Source organism: Parvibaculum sp. (assembly GCF_049671045.1).
Lineage (GTDB): Bacteria > Pseudomonadota > Alphaproteobacteria > Parvibaculales > Parvibaculaceae > Parvibaculum.
Genome location: NZ_JBATUH010000047.1, coordinates 1 through 19,535 on the forward strand (window position 1 = coordinate 1; position 19,535 = coordinate 19,535).

At 64.6% G+C, this 19,535-nt stretch carries 16 protein-coding genes; 7 read left to right on the forward strand and 9 right to left on the reverse strand.

Annotation, left to right across the window (positions count from 1 at the left end):
• A partial coding sequence (locus WBG82_RS06105) for an efflux RND transporter permease subunit (RefSeq protein ID WP_424422653.1) occupies positions 1–1,922 on the reverse strand: 1,922 nt, incomplete at its 3' end.
• Between the two features lie 295 nt (positions 1,923–2,217).
• Here WBG82_RS06105 and WBG82_RS06110 point away from each other — a divergent pair.
• A complete protein-coding gene (locus WBG82_RS06110) occupies positions 2,218–3,531 on the forward strand; it encodes a methyltransferase domain-containing protein (protein ID WP_424422656.1) in 1,314 nt (437 codons plus the stop codon).
• A 47-nt stretch (positions 3,532–3,578) separates the two neighbouring features.
• A complete protein-coding gene (locus tag WBG82_RS06115) occupies positions 3,579–3,722 on the forward strand; it encodes a hypothetical protein (RefSeq protein ID WP_424422658.1) in 144 nt (47 codons plus the stop codon).
• A 46-nt stretch (positions 3,723–3,768) separates the two neighbouring features.
• Here the strand turns inward: WBG82_RS06115 and pssA are convergent, their stop codons facing one another.
• The 4 genes from pssA to WBG82_RS06135 all read right to left on the reverse strand — a co-directional run bounded on the left by pssA (position 3,769) and on the right by WBG82_RS06135 (position 8,538).
• On the reverse strand, positions 3,769–4,617 hold the full coding sequence (gene pssA, locus WBG82_RS06120) for a CDP-diacylglycerol--serine O-phosphatidyltransferase (RefSeq protein ID WP_424422661.1): 849 nt from the start codon (positions 4,615–4,617) through the stop codon (positions 3,769–3,771).
• Positions 4,618–4,641: 24 nt separating this feature from the next.
• A complete protein-coding gene (locus tag WBG82_RS06125) occupies positions 4,642–5,322 on the reverse strand; it encodes a phosphatidylserine decarboxylase (RefSeq protein ID WP_424422663.1) in 681 nt (226 codons plus the stop codon).
• Between the two features lie 179 nt (positions 5,323–5,501).
• Positions 5,502–7,424, reverse strand: a complete 1,923-nt coding sequence (locus tag WBG82_RS06130; protein ID WP_424422665.1) for an ABCB family ABC transporter ATP-binding protein/permease — start codon at positions 7,422–7,424, stop codon at positions 5,502–5,504.
• A gap of 154 nt (positions 7,425–7,578) precedes the next feature.
• Positions 7,579–8,538 (reverse strand): Ig-like domain-containing protein, encoded by a 960-nt coding sequence (locus WBG82_RS06135; protein WP_424422667.1) that lies wholly within the window; start codon positions 8,536–8,538, stop codon positions 7,579–7,581.
• Between the two features lie 138 nt (positions 8,539–8,676).
• Here WBG82_RS06135 and WBG82_RS06140 point away from each other — a divergent pair, with 138 nt between their 5' ends.
• Positions 8,677–9,261 carry a TIGR00730 family Rossman fold protein gene (locus tag WBG82_RS06140; RefSeq protein WP_424422670.1) on the forward strand — a complete coding sequence of 195 codons (585 nt, stop codon included), beginning with the start codon at positions 8,677–8,679 and terminating at the stop codon, positions 9,259–9,261.
• The gene (locus WBG82_RS06145) at positions 9,258–10,136 is read left to right on the forward strand and encodes an alpha-1,2-fucosyltransferase (protein ID WP_424422673.1); all 879 of its coding nucleotides are present in this window, start codon (positions 9,258–9,260) and stop codon (positions 10,134–10,136) included. The genes WBG82_RS06140 and WBG82_RS06145 overlap by 4 nt, the downstream gene beginning before the upstream one ends.
• 8 nt (positions 10,137–10,144) lie before the next feature.
• Here WBG82_RS06145 and rarD read toward each other — a convergent pair whose 3' ends face one another.
• The 4 genes from rarD to WBG82_RS06165 form a co-directional block, all read right to left on the reverse strand.
• Positions 10,145–11,077, reverse strand: a complete 933-nt coding sequence (gene rarD, locus WBG82_RS06150) for an EamA family transporter RarD (RefSeq protein ID WP_424422676.1) — start codon at positions 11,075–11,077, stop codon at positions 10,145–10,147.
• A 74-nt stretch (positions 11,078–11,151) separates the two neighbouring features.
• A complete protein-coding gene (gene cimA / locus WBG82_RS06155) occupies positions 11,152–12,801 on the reverse strand; it encodes a citramalate synthase (protein WP_424422678.1) in 1,650 nt (549 codons plus the stop codon).
• Between the two features lie 221 nt (positions 12,802–13,022).
• Positions 13,023–14,369, reverse strand: coding sequence for a glutamate--tRNA ligase (gene gltX, locus WBG82_RS06160; RefSeq protein ID WP_424422681.1), 1,347 nt, complete (start codon positions 14,367–14,369; stop codon positions 13,023–13,025).
• A 67-nt stretch (positions 14,370–14,436) separates the two neighbouring features.
• The gene (locus WBG82_RS06165) at positions 14,437–16,098 is read right to left on the reverse strand and encodes an NAD+ synthase (protein WP_424422684.1); all 1,662 of its coding nucleotides are present in this window, start codon (positions 16,096–16,098) and stop codon (positions 14,437–14,439) included.
• 206 nt (positions 16,099–16,304) lie between these two features.
• Here WBG82_RS06165 and WBG82_RS06170 point away from each other — a divergent pair, with 206 nt between their 5' ends.
• From WBG82_RS06170 to WBG82_RS06180, 3 genes are all read left to right on the forward strand, one after another.
• Entirely contained in the window at positions 16,305–17,309 is a 1,005-nt protein-coding gene (locus tag WBG82_RS06170) for an NADP-dependent oxidoreductase (protein ID WP_424422686.1), read from the forward strand.
• Between the two features lie 120 nt (positions 17,310–17,429).
• A complete protein-coding gene (locus tag WBG82_RS06175) occupies positions 17,430–18,647 on the forward strand; it encodes an efflux RND transporter periplasmic adaptor subunit (RefSeq protein ID WP_424422689.1) in 1,218 nt (405 codons plus the stop codon).
• The coding region (locus tag WBG82_RS06180; protein WP_424422692.1) for an ATP-binding cassette domain-containing protein at positions 18,644–19,535 on the forward strand (892 nt) is incomplete at its 3' end. The genes WBG82_RS06175 and WBG82_RS06180, both read left to right, overlap by 4 nt.

Below are 19,535 nucleotides of genomic sequence, written 5' to 3' on the forward strand. Positions count from 1 at the left end.
AAACCCAGAATGCTGGGCAGCACGTTCATCAATATGCTGAGAAGGCCGTAGGTGACGCTTCGCAGCGCCAGCGCGATGACGATGCCGATGCCGAACATCGTCATGATGGTGCCGGCGATCATCGAACGGATGTTGAGCCACGAGACATGCGAGAAGAGCACGTTGATGCTCTCGCCCTTCGCCTGCATGGCAGGTGGCGCATTGGCGGCGAGCCAGCCCTGCGCGGCCTCGTTGAAATCGCGGATATCGCTCGATTTCACATGCGAGAGAATGACTGTGACGCGGCTCGATGAGCGCGAGACGTTGATCTGATCGTTGAGCGAGGCGCCATAAGGCAGCGAAAGCTCATAGAGCAGGAAATATTGCGCGATCGCGTCGGCGCTGTCGGGAATGGTGTCGTGATCGCCGGGCTTGCCCGCATTGATCTGCTGGTTGATGCGCCGGGTGATGTCGGGGACGGACAGTACGCTGACGACATGCGGCTGGGTGCGTATCCAGGCGACGAAGTCGGAGAGCTTGCGCTGATAGGCGGGATCATAGACGCCGCTGTCGCGCCCTGCCCCGACATCGAACTCGACCAGATTGAGCCCGGTCAGATGCGCCTCCGCGAAATCCGAGGCGCGGCGATATTCGAAGCGGTTGTCGAAATAATGCGTGAAGTCGTCGTCGAGCGTGATCTTCTGGAGCCAGAAGCTCGATGCGACCACGACGATGCCGCAGAAGACGAACAGCCCCAGATAGTAGCGGTTCACGAAGCGGCCGAGCGCGATCATGGCCCGTTCCGACTGGCTGCGGGCGGGCTTGAGGTTCATCAGCGACAGGAAGGCAGGCAGCCATGTGAAGGTAAAGACATAGGCGATGCCGATGCCCATGGTGACCGTGTTGCCGAGATCGCGGAAGGGCGGCGCCTCGGCGAAGTTCATCGACAGGAAGCCGATCGACCCTGTCAGCGCGATGAGGCTGACGGGCTTGATATGGACGCGCAGCGTGTCCCTGAGCGCCTCGTCCTTGCTCATGCCCTGATCGAGCGATTGCATGGCCGTGGTCACGATGCGGACGGCGGCGGCCATGTTGACCGTCATGATGATGATGGGTGCGGCGATGCTCGCCGGGTTGATGACGAAGCCGAGCCAGCCCGCAACGCCCATGGCCGAGGCCGCCGAAAGCGCGAGCAAGGTCAGAATGGCCAGGCTCGGCTTGATCGAGCGCACGAAGAACAGCATCACGAGGCCGGTGACGACGAGGCTCACCGGAATAAGGAAGGTCGCGTCGCTGACGGATGCCTCCGAGAAGGTGCCCATCAGGATCACATTGCCGGTGGTCTTGACCTCGATGCCCGGATGCGCGGTCTCGATGGAGGCGGCAAGCGCGCGGGTGGAGGCGATGATCTCGCGCACCTCGCGCGACGCCTCGGCGGGAAGGTTGAAATCTATGATGACGCCCGCCGCCTTGCCGTCGGCGGCGATCAGCCGGTTGCGCACCAGCGGATCGGCGAGCGCGATGCTCTCGACCTTCGCGCCTTCCTCCGGCGTCGCGTTGAACGGGTCGGGGACCAGTTCGTTGACGGCGAAACTATCCGCATCGGACGTGACATGGGGAAAGTTGGTGAGGGATTCGACGCGCGTCGAATGGGGCAGCTTCCATGCCTGCTTCGTCAGATCGCCGATGGCGGCGAGCGCCGCCGGGTCCGTGATCTTCTTGCCTCCGGCCCAGACAACCATGAGGACATTGTTGTTCTGACCGTATTTCCGCTCGAATTTCTGGAATTCGGCAAGTTCTTCGGCCTTCGGGTCGAAGAAGACGCGCGTATCGGAAGAAAGCGTCAGCCGGGGCAGTCCCGACACCGCGAGGAGGCAGAGAAGAAGGCACAAGGCCATGACTGTTCGCGGCGCCCCAAACACCACGCGATAGAGAATCACCATTGATGACGTTTGCCCCCGTGCCCCCACCCCCGGCTTCCGCCCGCGCGGGACGAGGCGCCCCGGCACGTAGCGGACAAGCGCGCACACTCTAGAGCCATGTCCCACCTTGTGACAATTCACACGACAGGCAGCGAGCGGAGGAAAGCGGAATTTTATGGAAACCCGGCGTTAAGACAGTGCTGCGAACAATGAGCGTGGGGGAAGCCTGTCCGTGTGCCGGTGTCCATGCGCCGTTCGCGCTGTTTTCCTCCTACCCGTCTTCCAGGATGAAAGGCGCGAATACGGCAGAAGGCCCATGAGCGGAAATCCAACCATCAATCTGGCGACCGTCGGCACTGCCGAGCTCGAAGCGATGTCCGTTCAGGTCTTCACCGCGTCGCTCGAGGCGATGTCCGGCGAAGCGATTGCTCGCTTCCGCAGGATGCGCCGCCTCAGCAATCATCATCGTCAGGCGCTCGAGCAATATCTGATCGAACATCCGGAAAAGCGCTCGCCGGATGATGAGGAACTCGCGGCAGCGCCCTCCAGGCCGGCAAAAGCCGCGAAGCCCGCACTGCCCGCCAAACCGGCCAAGACCGTGAAGGCGGCGAAGACGGCCGGCGCCAAAACGGCAAAACAGCCTCTCCTGCCGCAACTCAAGCTGCGCCTGCGCGCCTGGTGGGAAGGCGTCGGGGTCGAGGACCTTCCCCTTCTCGATGCGGCAAGGGCCAAGGGTAGCAAGAAGCAGAGCGGCGCCCAGCATGTCCGGCGCGAAGCGAAGCCGGGCGCGGAAGGCGCAGAGCCCGAGGCCGCGGCAGACGCCGACGTTCCACAGCCCGAACTGGTGGATATCAACCAGATGCTCTGGGGCGAAGGGTTCAACCTGCCAGGCGGCGCCGAATTTACGCTCGGCCTCGTCAGGAACGTGAATTTTCCCGCCGACCGCCCCTGCCTCGACGTATCGCCGGGGCTCGGAGGCGCCATGCGCGCCATCGCGCTCGCCCGCAAGGTCACGGTCGAGGGGATCGAGCGCGATCCGCTTTTCGCGGCGGCTGGCGCTCATGCGTCCGATCATCTCGGCATGAGCGAGGAAGCGCCGATCCGATTCGGAGACCCCGAGGCCGAAAGGCTGCCCGAGGGGCGATACGCCGCGATCATCGCGCGCGAGGCGCTCTACTGCTTTGCCGACCGCAAGGCGTTTCTCGTTTCGGCGTCGCGCGCGCTCGCCGATGGCGGCTCGCTCGTTCTCACCGATTTCGTGCTCGCCGATCGGCTGCACAAGGATGAAACGCTGGCGAACTGGCGCGCGGCCGAACCGCGCAAGCCCGCCCCTGCCACGCGCGAGGATTACGCCGAACTGCTGCAGGAGCTTCGCTACGAGATCAAGGTTTGCGACGACCTGACTGCGTCATATGTGCCACTCATTCAGGCCGGATGGCGGCAACTGCTCGCGCATCTGCAAAGTGCCCAACTTTCGCCCGAAAGAGCGGGCATGTTGATGAAAGAGGGAAACCTCTGGCTCGCGCGCAGCCGTGCACTGGAAAGCGGACGACTGAAACTCCTCCACATACATGCACTGATGCGCCGGGCACCCAAGCGCGCATTGAGCGATTCCATGACGATCGAGTAATCGGGAGGCCGGCCTTGAAGCACAAAAGACCAACACCGGAAATCCAGATGCCCGACCAACCCGCGGCCATGTCCAAGCCGCGGCGCATCGAGCCCATTTTCGATGCTTCCGGCACGCTTCGCCGTGTCCGGGTCGACCGGGGCACATCCAACGAAGGCACCCATCGCCCGCAATCGGCGGATCGCGGCTGAGCCTTCCTGCACCAATCGCCGGACCAGAACGACGGCAGCCTGCCCTTCAGCCGATCGGCAGATCGTCGTTCTCCGGCGACCAGGCGGACGATGTGCGCGCGAGATGCTTGCGATAGCGCGAAACACTGACCGGGATCAAGGCGAGATAGCCAAGCGCAATGCCCGAAAACGCAATCCACGGATAATTGAGAATCACGGCCGCCGATAATCCGACGAGCAGGAGGATCGGGAGGACCATTTCACGCTTGATGCGGATGCCCATTCTCTTGCCGGAGAAGGTGGGGATGCGGCTCACCATCAGAAACGCCACGAAGAAGCAATGCAGCGCGACGACGATGGGCAGCGCCTTGATGCCCGGAACGTCGATGAAGGTGAGATAGAGCGGCAGCATGACGATCAGGGCTCCGGCCGGCGCCGGCACGCCAACGAAATAATTGCCGGTCCAGACCGGTTTGTCGGGGTCCTCAAGCGCCACGTTGAAGCGCGCGAGGCGCAGCGCGCAGCAGACTGCGTAGCCCAGCACCGCAATCCAGCCGATGCCGCCGATCGCATTCAGCGACCAGACATAGAGAACGATCACCGGCGCCACGCCGAAATTGACGAAATCCGTCAGCGAATCGAGTTCGGCGCCGAAGCGCGTGGAGCCATGCAGCAGACGCGCGACGCGGCCATCGAGGCCATCGAAGACCGACGCGACGATGATGGCAACGACCGACGCCTCGAAGCGCCCTTCAAGCGCGAAGCGAATGGCGGTGAGCCCCGCGCAAAGCGCGAGCACCGTCAGCGCGTTCGGCACCAGCGTGCGGACATGCACGGGCCCGAAGGGGCGCGCGCGTCGCTCGCGGATCGTCCGGCGGCCATCGGGCCGCGAGCCGAAGGGCGGAACATTTGCCATGGGCTTTTGTCCTTTAACGCCTCGTTACTTGTGATGCGGCTCCACGGAAATGGAATCCGCAAGCACGGTTTCGCCGGAAATCGCCGTCTGCCCCACCGCGACGAGCGGCACGGCGCCCTCGGGCAGATAGACGTCGAGACGGCTGCCGAAACGGATGATGCCATAGCGCTCGCCCGCGCGAAGCTCGCGGCCCTCCGTCGCGTCGCAGACGATGCGCCGGGCAACGAGGCCCGCGATCTGCACCACGACGATCTGCTGGCCGTCCGCCCGCTCGATGACGAGCGAGTTGCGCTCATTGTCGTCGCTGGCCTTGTCGAGGCTCGCATTGAGGAATTGGCCGGGACGATAGGCGACGCGCTTCACCTTGCCGCTGATAGGCGAGCGGTTCACATGGCAGTTGAAGACGTTCATGAAAATGCTGACGCGCGTGCGGCGCATGTCGCCAAGGCCAAGCTCCGGCGGGGGCGAGGCTTCGGTAATCATGTTCACGACGCCGTCGGCCGGGCTGATGACGAGCCCTTCGCGCGTCGGCGTCACCCGGTCGGGATCGCGGAAGAAATAGAGGCACCAGATTGTCAGCACGACCCCGATCCAGCCAAGCGGCTGCCAGATCAGGAAGAGCACGACCGTGATCGCCGCGAAGATGATGACGAAGCGGTGGCCTTCGCGGTGAATCGGCACCAGTATCGAGGTCAGGCTGTCCATATGTCCTTTTCCGGTCTCGGATCGCGTTGGGAAGTCGCCAGTCTAGTAAGTTCCGCCGTCTTACGGAAACGATGGAACCGCCGAGCTTTCTAGCATGACGCCCTTCCGAACGGAAAACCGTCATGAATTTTTCTGGAATTCGGGGGAAAGCTGGCTTGCCGCGGGGTGCGGGCGCGGGCTCAGCCCTTTCCGGCCATCTCGAAGGAGCCGGAGGCCCGCTCGGCCGGAGAGGCGTCCTCCAGCGTCTCCTTGAGCTTTTCGCGGGCGGCGTCGGCCTCGCGCTGCCTGTTCCACATGGCGGCGTATCTGCCACCCAGCGCAAGCAGTTCCTCGTGGCGGCCGCGCTCCGCGATCCGCCCGTGATCGAGGACGATGATCTCGTCGGCGTCGATGACGGTCGAAAGACGATGGGCGATGATGAGCGTCGTGCGGTCCTGCGAAACGCGCTTCAGCGCCGCCTGGATTTCCTTCTCCGTATGCGTGTCGAGCGCGGAGGTCGCCTCGTCGAGAATGAGGATCGGAGGATTCTTGAGGATCGTCCGGGCGATGGCGACACGCTGCTTCTCGCCGCCCGAAAGCTTGAGGCCGCGCTCGCCGACCGCCGTGTCGTAGCCCTTGGGCAGCCGCGCGATGAAGGCGGCGATCTGGGCCTGCTCGGCGGCGGCCGCGACATCGGCATCCGTCGCATCCGGCCGGCCATAGCGGATGTTGTAGCGGATTGTGTCGTTGAAGAGCACCGTGTCCTGCGGAACCATGCCGACAGCGGCGCGAAGCGAGGCCTGCGTCACCTCGCGAATGTCCTGCCCGTCGACCAGCACGCGCCCGGCGGCGATGTCGTAGAAGCGGAACAGGATGCGCGAGATGGTGGACTTTCCGGCGCCTGAAGGCCCGACGATGGCGAGCGTTCGCCCGGCCGGCACACGGAAAGAGACATTGTCGAGAATGCCGCGATCCTTGTCATAGGCGAAGGAGACGTTCTCGAAGACGATCTCGCCTCCCCGCACGCCGAGCGGGCGCGCATCCGGCGCATCGCGCACCTCGCCCGGGACCTCCAGGAGATCGAACATCGTCTCCATGTCGATCAGCGCCTGACGGATTTCGCGATAGACCGTGCCGAGCAGGTTGAGCGGCTGGTAAAGCTGGATGAGATAGGCGTTGACCATGACGAAATCGCCGATGGTCATGGTGCCGTCCGCAACGCCCTGCCCCGCCATGAGCATGAGGATGGTGAGGCCGGTGGTGAAGATCGCCGTCTGTCCGGCATTCAGGATCGAGAGCGAGGTCGTGGTCTTCACCGCGGCGCGCTCATAGCCCTCCATCGAGCGGTCGAAGCGGCGTGCCTCATGCTCCTCATTGCCGAAATATTTGACCGTCTCGAAATTGAGGAGGCTGTCGATCGCCTTGGTGTTGGCCTCCGTGTCGAGCGTGTTCATCTGGCGATGAAAGCGTGTGCGCCACTCCGTGACCGAAAATGTGAAGGCGATATAGACGAGGATCGTGATGGCCGTGACGAGCGTGAACCAGATGTTGAACGCCCAGGTGAAGATCACGGCGACGAGCGCAAGCTCGATGATCGTCGGAATGATGTTGAAGAGCGAGAAGCGCAGCAGAAGGTCGATCGCCTTCGTGCCGCGCTCGATGACGCGCGAGAGCCCGCCCGTGCGCCGCTCCAGATGAAAGCGCAGCGAGAGCGCGTGAAGATGGCGGAAGGTCTTGAGCGCGAGGGCGCGCACCGCGTTCTGGCTCACCTTGGCGAAAACGCCGTCGCGTATCTGGCCGAGCAGCACCATGAGGATGCGGCCGACGCCATAGGCGATGATCAGCATGACCGGCACGGCGATGACGGCGCCCGCCGCCGATTTCGGCGAGAGCAGGTTCGTCGCGTCGCGGTAGAGGAAAGGCACGTAGACCGTGACCACCTTGGAGGCGATCAGCAGCACCATGGCGATGATGACGCGCGCCTTGAGATCGACCCTGCCCACGGGCCACAGATAGGGAAGAAAGGTGCGGAGCGTCTCCCATTGGCGATGCGTCGCAGGCGCAGCTCCGCCGGTCACGGGATGGGCCCCGCCTTCGCCGGCCGATGATTTCAGATGCCTCATCCTCGAGGTTCCCGGAGCTGGATGCGGGCGGCCCCATGCTGTCCGGCCGCCAATGAGACGCCCCGCCCCGGCCATGTTGCCGGGACGGGGCGTCCTGATGGATACCCTTTAAATAGGACCTTCGGCGATTAAGGCAAGCCCGCGGGAGGCTCCCTCACCTCGTCGGCGTGGTGAAAACCTGGCCTGGATAGATGAGGTCCGGATCGCGGATCTGCTCCTTGTTGGCCTCGTAGATCACCGTGTAGCGGAAACCCGAGCCGTAGAGATCGCGAGCGATGTTCCACAGATTGTTGCCGGGCTGAATGACGACCTGGCCCTTACTGAGCGCCTCCAGAACCTTGCCCGGCTCGCCGCGCTCGAAGGGCAGCTCGACGCGGGCGACGACCTTGCCCGCCTGATCGATCTGGTCGATGCGAAGCGCATATTGTCCGGGCTCGATCGTGGCCGACGGCCTCAGCTCCCAATGGCCCTGCGCATTGGCCACCGCATCGCCCACCGGCTTGCCGCCAATATAGACGCGGATCGAGGCGCCGGGATCCGCCTTGCCGGAGATGATGAGATTGCCGCGCTCGTCATAGTCGACGGCTTCGAGGACGAGATTGCCCGCATCGGAGGGAACGCCGGGGCCCTGCAGGACGCGGCTCGCCTTACCCGGTTCCGACATGACGACGAGCGCGGGCTTGTCCTTCTGCTCGGGCACATTGACGGCCACGGACTGGACGCTGTCACGCGTGGAGTCGTCGGGGTTCCGGGCCGTGAGCGTGATGACGATGTCGCCGGGCTGAAGCGGCTTGTCGAGAACGGCGACCCACTCGCCATTGGCATCGGCCGTCGCGGTGCCAACCACCGCGCCATTCGCCTTGATCTCGACTTCGGCGCCGGGCAGCGCGCGGCCGGCCACGACGGTCGAGCCATCGCGCTCGACGCGAACGATGTCGAATGTCGGAACGGCCTTGTCCTCGACGGCGGCGCCCGTCTCCGGCCGGGTCTGCTCGGTCTGCTCCACAGGCGCGGGAGGTGTTTCCCCGCCCTTGTGAAAGAAATAGAAGTATCCCCCGACGAGAAGCGCCAGCACGACGGCAATGGCCGCCCCCACCAATCCGGTATTACGCATCGACCTCAGCCCCTTCCCTGATCAGCCGAGCCCTTTTCGCATCGCGCGAAAAAAGGCATGGTAAATTTCGTACCGTGCCGGGACGTTTTACCGGCGCGACCGCAAGATTAGCCCCTACCCTGCAAATAAGGCACCACTGTGAAGCCCTCTCTTCCCCCGGCCGGGCGTTCCACCGGCAAGCTCGCAAGCGTCTGCGTCTATTGCGGATCGAGCGCCGGCAACGACCCGGCGCTTCTGGAGGCGGCGGCCGCGTTCGGCAGCATTCTCGCCAGGCAGGGCGTCGAGCTTGTCTATGGCGGCGCGAGCATCGGCATCATGGGCGCCGTCGCCAAGGCCGTCCTCGCCGATGGCGGGCGGGTGACCGGCGTCATCCCCGAATTCCTCACCAAGGTCGAGGTGCAGCTCGGCACTGTGAGCGAACTCATCGTCACCGACAGCATGCACAGCCGCAAGCGGGTCATGTTCGAGCGCTCGGATGCTTTCGTCGCGCTGCCTGGCGGCATCGGCACGCTGGAGGAAGTTGTGGAGATGCTGACCTGGGCGCAACTCGGCCGCCATACCCGGCCGATCATCCTCGCCAATCTCAACGGCTTCTGGGACCCGCTGGTCGAACTTTTCGACCACATCATCAAGTCGGGCTTCGCGCGCTCGAACATTCGCGGCATCTATGCCGTGGTCGACAAGGTGGAAGATATTCTGCCGCGCATCGAGGCGGCCCTATGACCTCGATGCGACCCGGCAGGGCTGCCCTCTTCACCGCGGATGGACGCCTGGGCAACCAGCTCTTTCAGGCTGCGTTTCTCGACAGCGTGCTCAAGGAAGGCGACCGGCTCCTGACCCTCGGCATGGAAGACCTGCTCGCAGGCTTTGTCTGGGATCGCTACCGGCTTACGAACATCCGCAACACGCGCGCCCGGCGTCACTTCAAGAGGCTGTTGCGCCTGCTCGGCCGCGCTGCCGTGAACCTTCACCTCGTTACCGGCTACCGGCAAAGGAAGCAACGCTTCGAGGCGGCGGGAGAGGCCTATCGCCTCGCGGGCGACAAGGTCGAGCGGCGACAGGGCCTCTTCGACCCGCTCGTCTATATCGACAAGGGATATTTCCAGAGCGCTGCCTATGCGAGCCACGCGACCTTCCGCCTCGCGGAGCCGCATCTTGCGAGGCCGCGCACCTTCATGGCTGCCTTGCCGCCAGGCCCCCGCGCCTTCGTCCATGTCAGGCGCGGCGACTACAAGAGCTGGCGCATATTCGGCCGATCGCCGCTGCTCGATCTCGACTATTTCCGGCGTGGCGTCTCTCTCATCCGCAATGCGGCGCCGGACACGCAATTCATTCTCCTCAGCGACGAGATCGCGTCCGTCTCGCCGCAGTTTCCCGGCATACATGTTTTCCATGGCGCCAGTGTCTATGAGGATTTCGGGCTCATGACGCTTTGCGACGGCGGCATCGTCTCGAACAGCACGCTTTCATGGTGGGGCGGATATTTCTGCGGCCGCAAGCTCCCCATCGTTTCGCCGAAGGGATGGCTCGCACCCGGCCTCGGCTTCGAATACCCAGCCGGTATCACCGCCGAATGGATGACGCCGATCGAACCCTGAGTGTTGGATCAGGCCACGGCGCCCACGCGGCGCAATTCGCGCTCGCGCCGCCACGTATCGGCGCTGAAGATCGCAAGCCCCGCCCAGATCAAGGCGAAGGTCACCATCTGTCCCTGCCCGAGAGGTTCGTCATAAAGCCAGACGGCGATCGCGAAGGACATGGTCGGCACGAGATATTGCAGCAGGCCGAGCGTCGTCAGGCGGATGCGCTGCGCGCCGAAGGTGAAGAGCAGCAGAGGCACGGTCGTCATGGGCCCCGTCGCCGCCAGCAGAAGATCGGTGAGCCAGTCGCCATTGCCGAAGCCCGATCCGCCATGCGCGGAAACGTAGAAGAGATAGGCGGCGGCAATGGGCGCCAGCGCCAGCACCTCGATGAAGAGCCCGGCCAGCGCCTCGACGCGGGTGATCTTCCGCAGATAGCCATAGCCCGCGAAACTCACAGCGAGATAGATCGAGATCCACGGCAGGAAACCGAGCGAGAAGGTGAAGTAGATGACGCCGAGCGTCGCAAGCGCCATGGCGACGATTTGTGGGCGCGTCAGCCGCTCGCCGAGAAGCACGACGCCTGCGAGAACGCTCATCAGCGGATTGATGAAATAGCCGAGGCTCGTTTCGAGGATGCGGCCGGAATTCACGGCCCAGATGAAGAGAAACCAGTTCGAGCCGAGAATGAAACCCGTCATGGCGAGCGTCGCGAGCTTGCGCCGGTCGCGCAGCAGTTCCGCGAAATGCGCGCTCCGGCGCAAGCCGAAGATCAGGAGCGCGATGAGGCCCACGCTCCAGAGCGTGCGGTGCGCGAGGATTTCAAACGGCACCACATGCTCGAGCTGCTTGTAGAAGATGACGGAGAGCCCCCAGATCACATAGCCCGCGCCGGTCGCGAGAACGCCCAGCGTCACCTCGCGCCGGGCATCGTTCTCGGTCTGCGCAATCTCGGACATGATGCAGAGTTCCGTTCGCTCCTCCCGCCAAGCCGGCCCGCAGGAACCGCCTGCGGGACACGCGCTCCGTGCGGTCAGACGCGAATTTCGGTCTTCCGTGCGGATTTCGACTTGGGCCTCTCGGGCGCGGGCGCGCCGTCGCGGAGCAGCTTGTAGGTGATGGAATCGAGCAGCGCCTGGAAGGACGCATCCACGATGTTCGGCGATACGCCGACCGTGAACCAGCGATTGCCCTGGCCGTCCATGCTCTCGATGAGCACGCGGGTGACGGCCTCGGTGCCGCTCGTCAGGATGCGGACCTTGAAGTCGGCGAGCCGCAGATCGTCGATGAAAGGCGAATATTTGCCGAGGTCCTTGCGCAGCGCCTGATCGAGCGCATTGACGGGGCCGTTGCCCTCGCCCACCGAGATCAGCTTCTCGCCATCGACATTGATCTTCACCGTCGCTTCCGACACGGTGACGAGATCGCCCACCGCGTTGTAGCGACGCTCGACGAGGACGCGGAAGGATTCGATGAGGAAATATTCCGGCACCTGGCCGAGAAGGCGCCGCGCGAGCAGCTCGAACGAGGCGCCCGCGCCATCGTAGGAATAGCCCAGAAACTCGCGCTCCTTCACCTCATCGAGAAGGCGCTGCACGCGCGCATCCTTGGGGTCAATCTCGATGCCCGCGGCTTCGAGCGTGGCGAGGATGTTCGAGCGGCCGGCCTGCGCCGACACGGCGATGATGCGCTGATTGCCGACACTTTCCGGCGGCACATGCTCATAAGTCTTCGGGTCCTTGAGGATCGCCGAAACATGGATGCCCGCCTTGGAGGCAAAGGCCGCCTCGCCCACATAGGGCGCATAGCGGTTCGGCGCGCGGTTCAGCACCTCGTCGAGCGTGCGCGAGACATGCGTGAGCCGCTTGAGATCGTCGCGGCCGACGCCGATCTCGAAGCGGTCGGCATATTCCTTCTTCAGAAGGAGCGTCGGGATCAGCGACACCATATTGGCGTTGCCGCAGCGCTCGCCGAGCCCGTTGAGCGTGCCCTGCACCTGGCGGACACCTGCGCGGATGGCGGCGAGCGAGTTCGCCACCGCATTCTCCGTGTCGTTATGCGCGTGGATGCCGAGCCGCTCGCCCGGCACGCCCGACGCGATGACCTCGCGGACGATGCGCTCCACCTCGTCCGGCAGCGTGCCGCCATTGGTGTCGCAGAGCACGGCCCAGCGCGCGCCCGCATCGAGCGCCGTCTTCACACAGGCGAGCGCATAGGCCGGGTTCGCCTTGTAGCCATCGAAGAAATGTTCGCAATCGATCATCGGCTCGCGGCGCTTCGCGGCGATGGCACCTACGCTGTCGGCGATCGATTCGAGATTTTCCTCATTCGTGATGCCAAGCGCCACGGCGACGTGAAAGTCCCACGACTTGGCGACGAGGCAGACGGCGTCGGTGTCGGGCTCCAGAACGGCCGCAAGCCCCGGATCGTTCGCCGCGCTGCGGCCGGCGCGCTTCGTCATGCCGAAGGCGGTGAATTTGGCGCGCTTGAGGACCGGACGGTCGCCGAAGAAGGACGTGTCGGTGGGATTGGCGCCGGGATAACCGCCCTCGATGTAGTCGATGCCAAGCTCATCGAGCAGTCCGGCGATCAGCCGCTTGTCCTCGACATTGAAGTCGACGCCCTGCGTCTGCGCGCCGTCGCGCAGCGTGGTATCGAAGAGGTATAGGCGCTCTCTGGTCATCGCTACCGTTCCGAATAGCGCGGACGACCCCGCCTGCCGCGGCCGGACCGTTGTATCTCACAAGGAATTAAAGCGAGCTTGTACGGCGGCGGCAGACGGATGTCAGCCGCTAATAATGAGACCCCGAATGATGGCCGGGCGATTCGACGCCGCTTGCCTGAGAACCGGATTCATTCCGGTTGTCCTCATGTCTCGTTTCACCGCAAAAAAGCTCAAACCCGTCAAAGGGTTAGGCCGCGAAGCCGGGCCTCTGCCCGATTTCTGCCGATCAGAGGTAGCAGGTTTTTCAGCTCCGGTCCATGGTCGAGCCCGGTGAGCGCCAGCCTGAGCGGCATGAAAAGCGACCTGCCCTTGCGCCCGGTCCGACCCTTCAGCGCCTCCGTCCAGAGGCCCCAGGTCTCCGTCCCCCAGGACTCGGGCGGCAGCATGGCGGCGGCCTCGGCGGCAAATTCCCCGTCCTCGATCACGGGTTCGACCGGCCCCTCGACGACGCGCGCCCAGACGGCCACATCGGCGAAGCGGGCGAGATTGGGCTTCACGGCGTCCCAGAAGGCGGGGCCGAGATCGCATTTCGCCGCGGCGAGTCGGCCCATCACCGCCTCATAGGGCAGCATGTGAAGGAGCGCGGCGTTCACCTTGTCGAGATCGGCCGGGTCGAAGCGGATGTCGGCGCGGCCGAAGTGAGAAATGTCGAAGCCGGCCGCAAGCTCGCCAAGCGTCAGACGCGGCTCGACCGCATCAGAGGTGCCGAGACGCGCGAGCAGCGAATTGACCGCCATCGGCTCGTAGCCCTCCTCGCGCAGCGCTCCGAGCGAAAAGGCAGCGTCCTCGCGCTTGGAGAGAGGGCGGCCCTCCGGCCCCTGAAGAAGCGAGTAATGCGCATAGGCAGGAGGCACGGCGCCGAGCGCGCGGGCGATCTGGATCTGCACGCCCGTATTGGTGATGTGGTCGGCGCCGCGAATGACATGGCTGATCGCGAAGTCGATGTCGTCGACGACGCTTGGAAGCGTGTAGAGAAAGCGGCCATCCTCGCGGATGAGCACGGGATCGGAAAGCGACCTCGCGTCGATCGCGATGTGCCCCTGAATGAGATCGTCGAAGGCGGTCTGCTCCCCATCGAGCCTGAAGCGCCAATGCGGGCGGCGGCCCGACGCTTCGAGCGCGCGCTTCTCCTCCTCGCTGAGAGCGAGGGCAGCGCGGTCGTAAACGGGCGGCTTCTTCTGCGCGAGCTGGCGCTTGCGCTTGCGGTCCAGCTCTTCCGCGGTCTCGTAGCAGGGATAGAGATGGCCGGATGATTTCAGCCTTTCGGCGGCCGCTTCATAGTCCGCGATGCGGTCGGACTGCCTGGCGAAAATGTCGTGATGAAGCCCGAGCCATGCGAGATCGGTTTCGATGGCGCGCGCGAACTCCTCGGTCGAACGCTCCGTGTCCGTATCATCGAGGCGGAGCATGAACTTTCCGCCCGCCTTCTTCGCAAAAAGATAGTTGAAGAGCGCGGCGCGGACATTGCCGACATGGAGCCTGCCGGTCGGGCTCGGCGCGAAGCGGACGATGACGCGATCAGACATCGAACATCACTCCGGTTTCAGCACGCCCGCCCAACGGCCGGCGGCATGGGCGAGCGCGGCCTGCATCTCAATCGGCATCGCGGAACCCGTTGACGATCGGATAGCGGCGATCGCGGCCGAAATTGCGCGAGGTGATCTTGACGCCGGGCGCCGCCTGCCGGCGCTTGTACTCGGAAATATAGAGAAGATGTTCAACGCGCTTCACCACCGCGCGGTCATGGCCGAGCGCGACGATATCGCGGATCGCCATTTCCTTCTCGACGAGACATTCGAGAATGGCGTCGAGTTCCGCATAGGGCGGCAGCGAGTCCTCGTCCTTCTGGTCGGGCCGGAGTTCGGCCGAGGGCGGACGCATGATGATGTCCTCGGGAATGACGCGGCCCACGGGGCCGAGGCAGTTCTTCGGCCGGTTCTCGTTGCGCCAGCGCGCCAGCGCAAAGACCTTCAGCTTGTAAAGGTCCTTGATCGGATTGAAACCGCCATTCATGTCGCCATAGAGCGTCGCATAGCCCGCCGACACTTCCGACTTGTTGCCGGTGGTGAGCAGCATCGAACCCATCTTGTTCGACACCGCCATAAGGATCACGCCACGCGCGCGCGACTGGAGATTTTCCTCGGTCGTGTCGGCCTGACGGCCCTCGAAGATCGGGGCCAGCGCCTCGGTGAACTTCTGAACGGGCTCCTCGATCGCCACCACGTCGTAGCGCACGCCGAGAAGCGTCGCGCAGTCGGCCGCGTCCTTGATGCTCTCCTGCGTGGTGTAGCGATAGGGCAGCATGATGCAATGGACCTTGTCGGGTCCGAGCGCGTCGGCCGCGATGGCGGCGACGAGCGCCGAGTCGATGCCGCCCGAGAGCCCGAGCACCACGCCGGGAAAGCGGTTCTTGCGCACATAGTCGCGAAGCCCCTGCACCACGGCGAGATAGATCGATTCCAGATCCTCCTCGACCGCCACCTTCTCGCCCTCGTCGCACACCCAGCCATTGCCGGCGCGGCGCCAGTCGGTGACGGTGATGCGCTCCTCCCAGGCGGGCATCTGAACCGCGACCTCAAGGTCGGTGTTGATGACGAAGGACGCGCCGTCGAAGACAAGCTCGTCCTGCCCGCCCATCTGGTTCACATAGGCGAGCGGCAGACCGCATTCGCCGATGCGCGCGGCGACGCGCTCGATGCGGACATCGAACTTGCCCGCATCATAGGGCGAGCCGTTCGGCACCAGCAGGAGTTCAGCGCCCGTCTCCTGAAGACACTCAACGACGTCGGACGACCAGATGTCCTCGCAGATGGGAACGCCGATGCGCACGCCGCGAATGTTGAGCGGGCCGGGCATCGGCCCCGGCACGAAGGTGCGCGGCTCGTCGAAGACGCCATAGTTCGGCAGATGCACCTTGAAGCGGTGCCCCTTGATCGCGCCTTCATCGAGATAGAGGACGGCGTTGTAAAGCCTGCCATCCTCGACCCAAGGCGTGCCGATGAGAACGGCCGGGCCGCCATCCGCCGTCTGCCGGGCAAGGTCGGTCGCCGCCGCCATTGCCGCGCGCTGAAAGGAGGGCTTCAGCACGAGGTCTTCGGGCGGGTAGCCCGTGAGGAAGAGTTCGCTGAAGACGACGAGATCGGCCCCTTCCAGCGCCGCGATGCGCCTTGCCTCGATGGCCTTGCCGAGATTGCCGGCGATGTCACCCACGGTGGGATTGAGCTGGGCCAGCGCGATGCGGAGTTTGTCGGTCATTTTGCCTGGGGAAAAGGGTGTCCGATGGGGCGGGTGCCGGGAGCGCGCTCCTGATTTCAACTACCGGGTTTCTATCCTTTGGCCGCTTCCCGAACAATAGCAGCGGCCGGGCCGGCCCGATTCCGGGGTAGATGCGTGGCCGCTCCAATGCGGATAAGGTCGGGCCAATGGCAATCATCAGGCCCCAAGGGGCGCGGAGGTAAGACATGGGCACGGGCGTGAACAGGCAGATCCTGCTGACCGAGATTCCGAAGGGCAAACTCTCGCCCTCGCATTTCAAACTGTCGGAGGCCCGCATTCCGACCCCGAAGGAAGGCGAGATCCTCGTCCGGGTGAAGCTCATCTCACTCGACGCGGCGAACCGGGCCTGGATGCAGGGCGCGACCTATCGTTCGGCCGTCGAGGCGGGAACGGTCATGGCCGGAGGCTCGATCTCCGAGGTCGTCGAATCGAAGGCGCCGGGCTTCGAGCCGGGAGATCTCGTCTTCGCGGATACGGGCTGGCAGGACTATGCGGCCCTTCCCGCTGCGTCGGCCCAGAAGCTCCCGCGAATGGAGCCGATGAGCCATCTCCTCAGCGTTTATGGCATTGCGGGCCTCACCGCCTATCACGGGCTTCTCGATGTGGGCCGCCCGAAGGCCGGCGACACGGTGGTCGTCTCGGCGGCGGCGGGCTCGGTCGGCTCGATCGTCGGCCAGATCGCCAAGCTCAAGGGATGCACGGTCATCGGCATCGCGGGCGGCGACGCGAAATGCCAGCTTCTCGTCAGCGAACTCGGCTTCGACCATGCCATCAACTACAAGAAGGAAGCCCTGGGCAAGGCGCTCCGCGCCGCGGCGCCCAAGGGCATCGACGTCTATTTCGACAATGTCGGCGGCGATATTCTCGAAGCCTGCCTTTTCGGCATGAACAATTACGGCCGCATCGCCTGCTGCGGCGCCGTCTCGCAATATGACGGCGCGGCGCCCGCCCATGGGCCGCGCGGCATTCCTGGCCTCATCGTGGTGAAGCGCCTCACCATGCAGGGCTTCATCCTCACCGATTTCAACGACCGCCGCGAACAGGCGCTCGCCGATCTCCAGAGCTGGGTCGCGCAAGGCAAGATCAAGGTTCGGGAAGACATTCTGAGCGGCCTTGAAAACACGCCGCAGGCGCTCATCGGCCTTCTCGCCGGCGAGAATATCGGCAAGCGCATGGTCAGGGTGAGCTGAACCGCAAAAGGGGGCGGGCCCGCCGCCCCCGCCCCGCCCTCTCGCAAACCGGCCGACGGAGTTTCCGAACTGCGGCGTTTGAGAGGCATAACGACCGGCGAGAAAGCGAGACGCGGCCCCATGAACCTTGAAGCAAGCAGGACCAGACTCTGGAACCTTCTCCCTGCCTCATATCGTAACCTGTCGCCCGGCGGCCGCTGGGCGATAGCGGCCGCCGTCGCGGTCCTCGCCTTTCTCGGCCTCTGGTACCTCCAGAGCAGCGCCGACGGCCAGCCCAGATACAAGACCGAAGGCGTCACGGTGGGCGACATCGAGCAGACGGTCACGGCGCTCGGCTCGCTGCAGCCGAAGAACTATGTCGATGTCGGCGCGCAGGTCTCCGGCGTCCTGCAGACGGTCCATGTGAATATTGGCGACACGGTGGAGAAGGGCCAGCTGCTCGCCGAGGTCGACCCGACCGTCTATGAGGCGACCGTCAATGCCGACAGGGCGAAGCTGCGCGACCTCGAAGCGCAGATCGCCGGGCAGGAAGCGCAACTCGCCCTCGCCGAAATCCAGAACCGGCGCAATCAGGCGCTGCTGAAGATCGACGCCGTCAGCAAGGATGTGGCCGATACGAGCGCCGCGCAGGTCAAGCAGTTCAAGGCCGCCATCGCCGCGCTCAAGGCGCAGGTCGACATGGCGCAATCGACGCTGGCGGGCGACGAGGCCAATCTCGGCTACTGCAAGATCTACGCGCCGATGTCGGGCACCATCGTTTCGCAGACAACGCTGCAGGGCCAGACGCTGAACAACAAGCAGTCCGCCCCCGTCATCGTGCAGATCGCCGACCTCTCGACCATGACGGTCAAGGCGCAGGTGGCCGAGGCCGATGTCGGCAAGCTCAAGCCAGGCATGCCGGTCTACTTCACCACGCTCGGAATGCCGGATCACAAATGGCACGCGACGCTGCGCCAGATCCTGCCAACGCCCGAAACGGTGAATGACGTCATTCTCTATGACGCGCTCATCGACGTGGACAATTCCGACAAGCTGCTGATGACGAGCATGACCGCCCAGGTGTTCTTCGTGCTCGGAAGCGCGCAGAACGTGCCTCTGGTTCCGGTGTCGGCGCTCCGGCCCGCGCGAGGCGGCGACAGCGGCGAATATCGCGTCCTCGTTCAGAACGGAAAGAAGTTCGAGCCGAGGAAGGTGAAGGTCGGCCTCGCGAACCGCATTTCCGCGCAGGTGCTGTCCGGCCTCGAAGTGGGCGATGTCGTCGTCACCGGCACCGAGGCAGCGCCGGCCACGCAGCGCAGCGGCAGCAGCGGCGCCAGCAGAAGGCCGCCCGTGCTATGACCGCGCCCGCATCGAAACCGCTGATCGAGATCAGGGACGTCGCCAAGGTCTACCGGACCGGCGAGACGGAAGTGCGCGCACTCGACGATGTGCTGCTCACCATCGAGGCGGGCGAGTTCGTCGCCATCATGGGCCAGTCCGGCTCGGGCAAATCGACGCTCATGAACATCATCGGTTGCCTCGACCGGCCGTCGAGCGGCGCCTATCTCGTGAACGGCGTCGATGTGGCGACGCTTTCATCGGACGAGCTGGCGGCATTACGGCGCGACACGTTCGGCTTCATCTTCCAGCGCTACAATCTCCTTCCGAACATGACGGCGACGGAGAATGTGGAGCTGCCGGCCATCTATGCGGGCAAGTCCCATGGCGAGCGCGTCTCCCGGGCGCGCGCGCTCCTCGGCCGGCTCGGCCTCGGCGACCGGAGCGAGCACCGGCCGACACAGCTCTCGGGCGGCCAGCAACAGCGCGTGTCCATCGCTCGCGCGCTGATGAACGACGCCGCTGTCATTCTCGCCGACGAGCCGACCGGCGCGCTCGACAGCCAGAGCGGCACGGAAGTTCTGGCATTGCTCGCGCAGCTCAATCAGGAGGGGCGGACGGTCATCCTCATCACCCATGATGCGACGGTCGCCCAGCATGCCCGGCGCCTCATCAGGCTCAGCGACGGCCGCGTGGTCGAGGACCGCCAGCTCGAAAGACCCGAGGAACATTCCCACCCCTCCATCGCGGCGAGCCCCGGCGCCGGCTCCTTCTTTCGCGGTGATTTCGGCGAGGCGGTGCGCATGGCCTTCCGCTCGCTCAGGACCAACATCTTCCGCACGGCGCTCACGCTTCTCGGCGTCATCATCGGCGTCGGCGCGGTGGTCGCCATGCTCGCCATCGGCAACG

Bases quoted from the DNA above. Each gene is read 5' to 3' on its own strand.
- pssA (WP_424422661.1), bottom strand. From the start codon at position 4,617: ATGGCAAATGTTCCGCCCTTCGGCTCGCGGCCCGATGGCCGCCGGACG.
- WBG82_RS06145 (WP_424422673.1), top strand. From the start codon at position 9,258: ATGACCTCGATGCGACCCGGCAGGGCTGCCCTCTTCACCGCGGATGGA.
- WBG82_RS06130 (WP_424422665.1), bottom strand. From the start codon at position 7,424: ATGAGGCATCTGAAATCATCGGCCGGCGAAGGCGGGGCCCATCCCGTG.
- WBG82_RS06110 (WP_424422656.1), top strand. From the start codon at position 2,218: ATGAGCGGAAATCCAACCATCAATCTGGCGACCGTCGGCACTGCCGAG.
- gltX (WP_424422681.1), bottom strand. From the start codon at position 14,369: ATGTCTGATCGCGTCATCGTCCGCTTCGCGCCGAGCCCGACCGGCAGG.
- WBG82_RS06135 (WP_424422667.1), bottom strand. From the start codon at position 8,538: ATGCGTAATACCGGATTGGTGGGGGCGGCCATTGCCGTCGTGCTGGCG.
- WBG82_RS06115 (WP_424422658.1), top strand. From the start codon at position 3,579: ATGCCCGACCAACCCGCGGCCATGTCCAAGCCGCGGCGCATCGAGCCC.
- rarD (WP_424422676.1), bottom strand. From the start codon at position 11,077: ATGTCCGAGATTGCGCAGACCGAGAACGATGCCCGGCGCGAGGTGACG.
- WBG82_RS06170 (WP_424422686.1), top strand. From the start codon at position 16,305: ATGGGCACGGGCGTGAACAGGCAGATCCTGCTGACCGAGATTCCGAAG.
- WBG82_RS06125 (WP_424422663.1), bottom strand. From the start codon at position 5,322: ATGGACAGCCTGACCTCGATACTGGTGCCGATTCACCGCGAAGGCCAC.
- cimA (WP_424422678.1), bottom strand. From the start codon at position 12,801: ATGACCAGAGAGCGCCTATACCTCTTCGATACCACGCTGCGCGACGGC.
- WBG82_RS06165 (WP_424422684.1), bottom strand. From the start codon at position 16,098: ATGACCGACAAACTCCGCATCGCGCTGGCCCAGCTCAATCCCACCGTG.
- WBG82_RS06175 (WP_424422689.1), top strand. From the start codon at position 17,430: ATGAACCTTGAAGCAAGCAGGACCAGACTCTGGAACCTTCTCCCTGCC.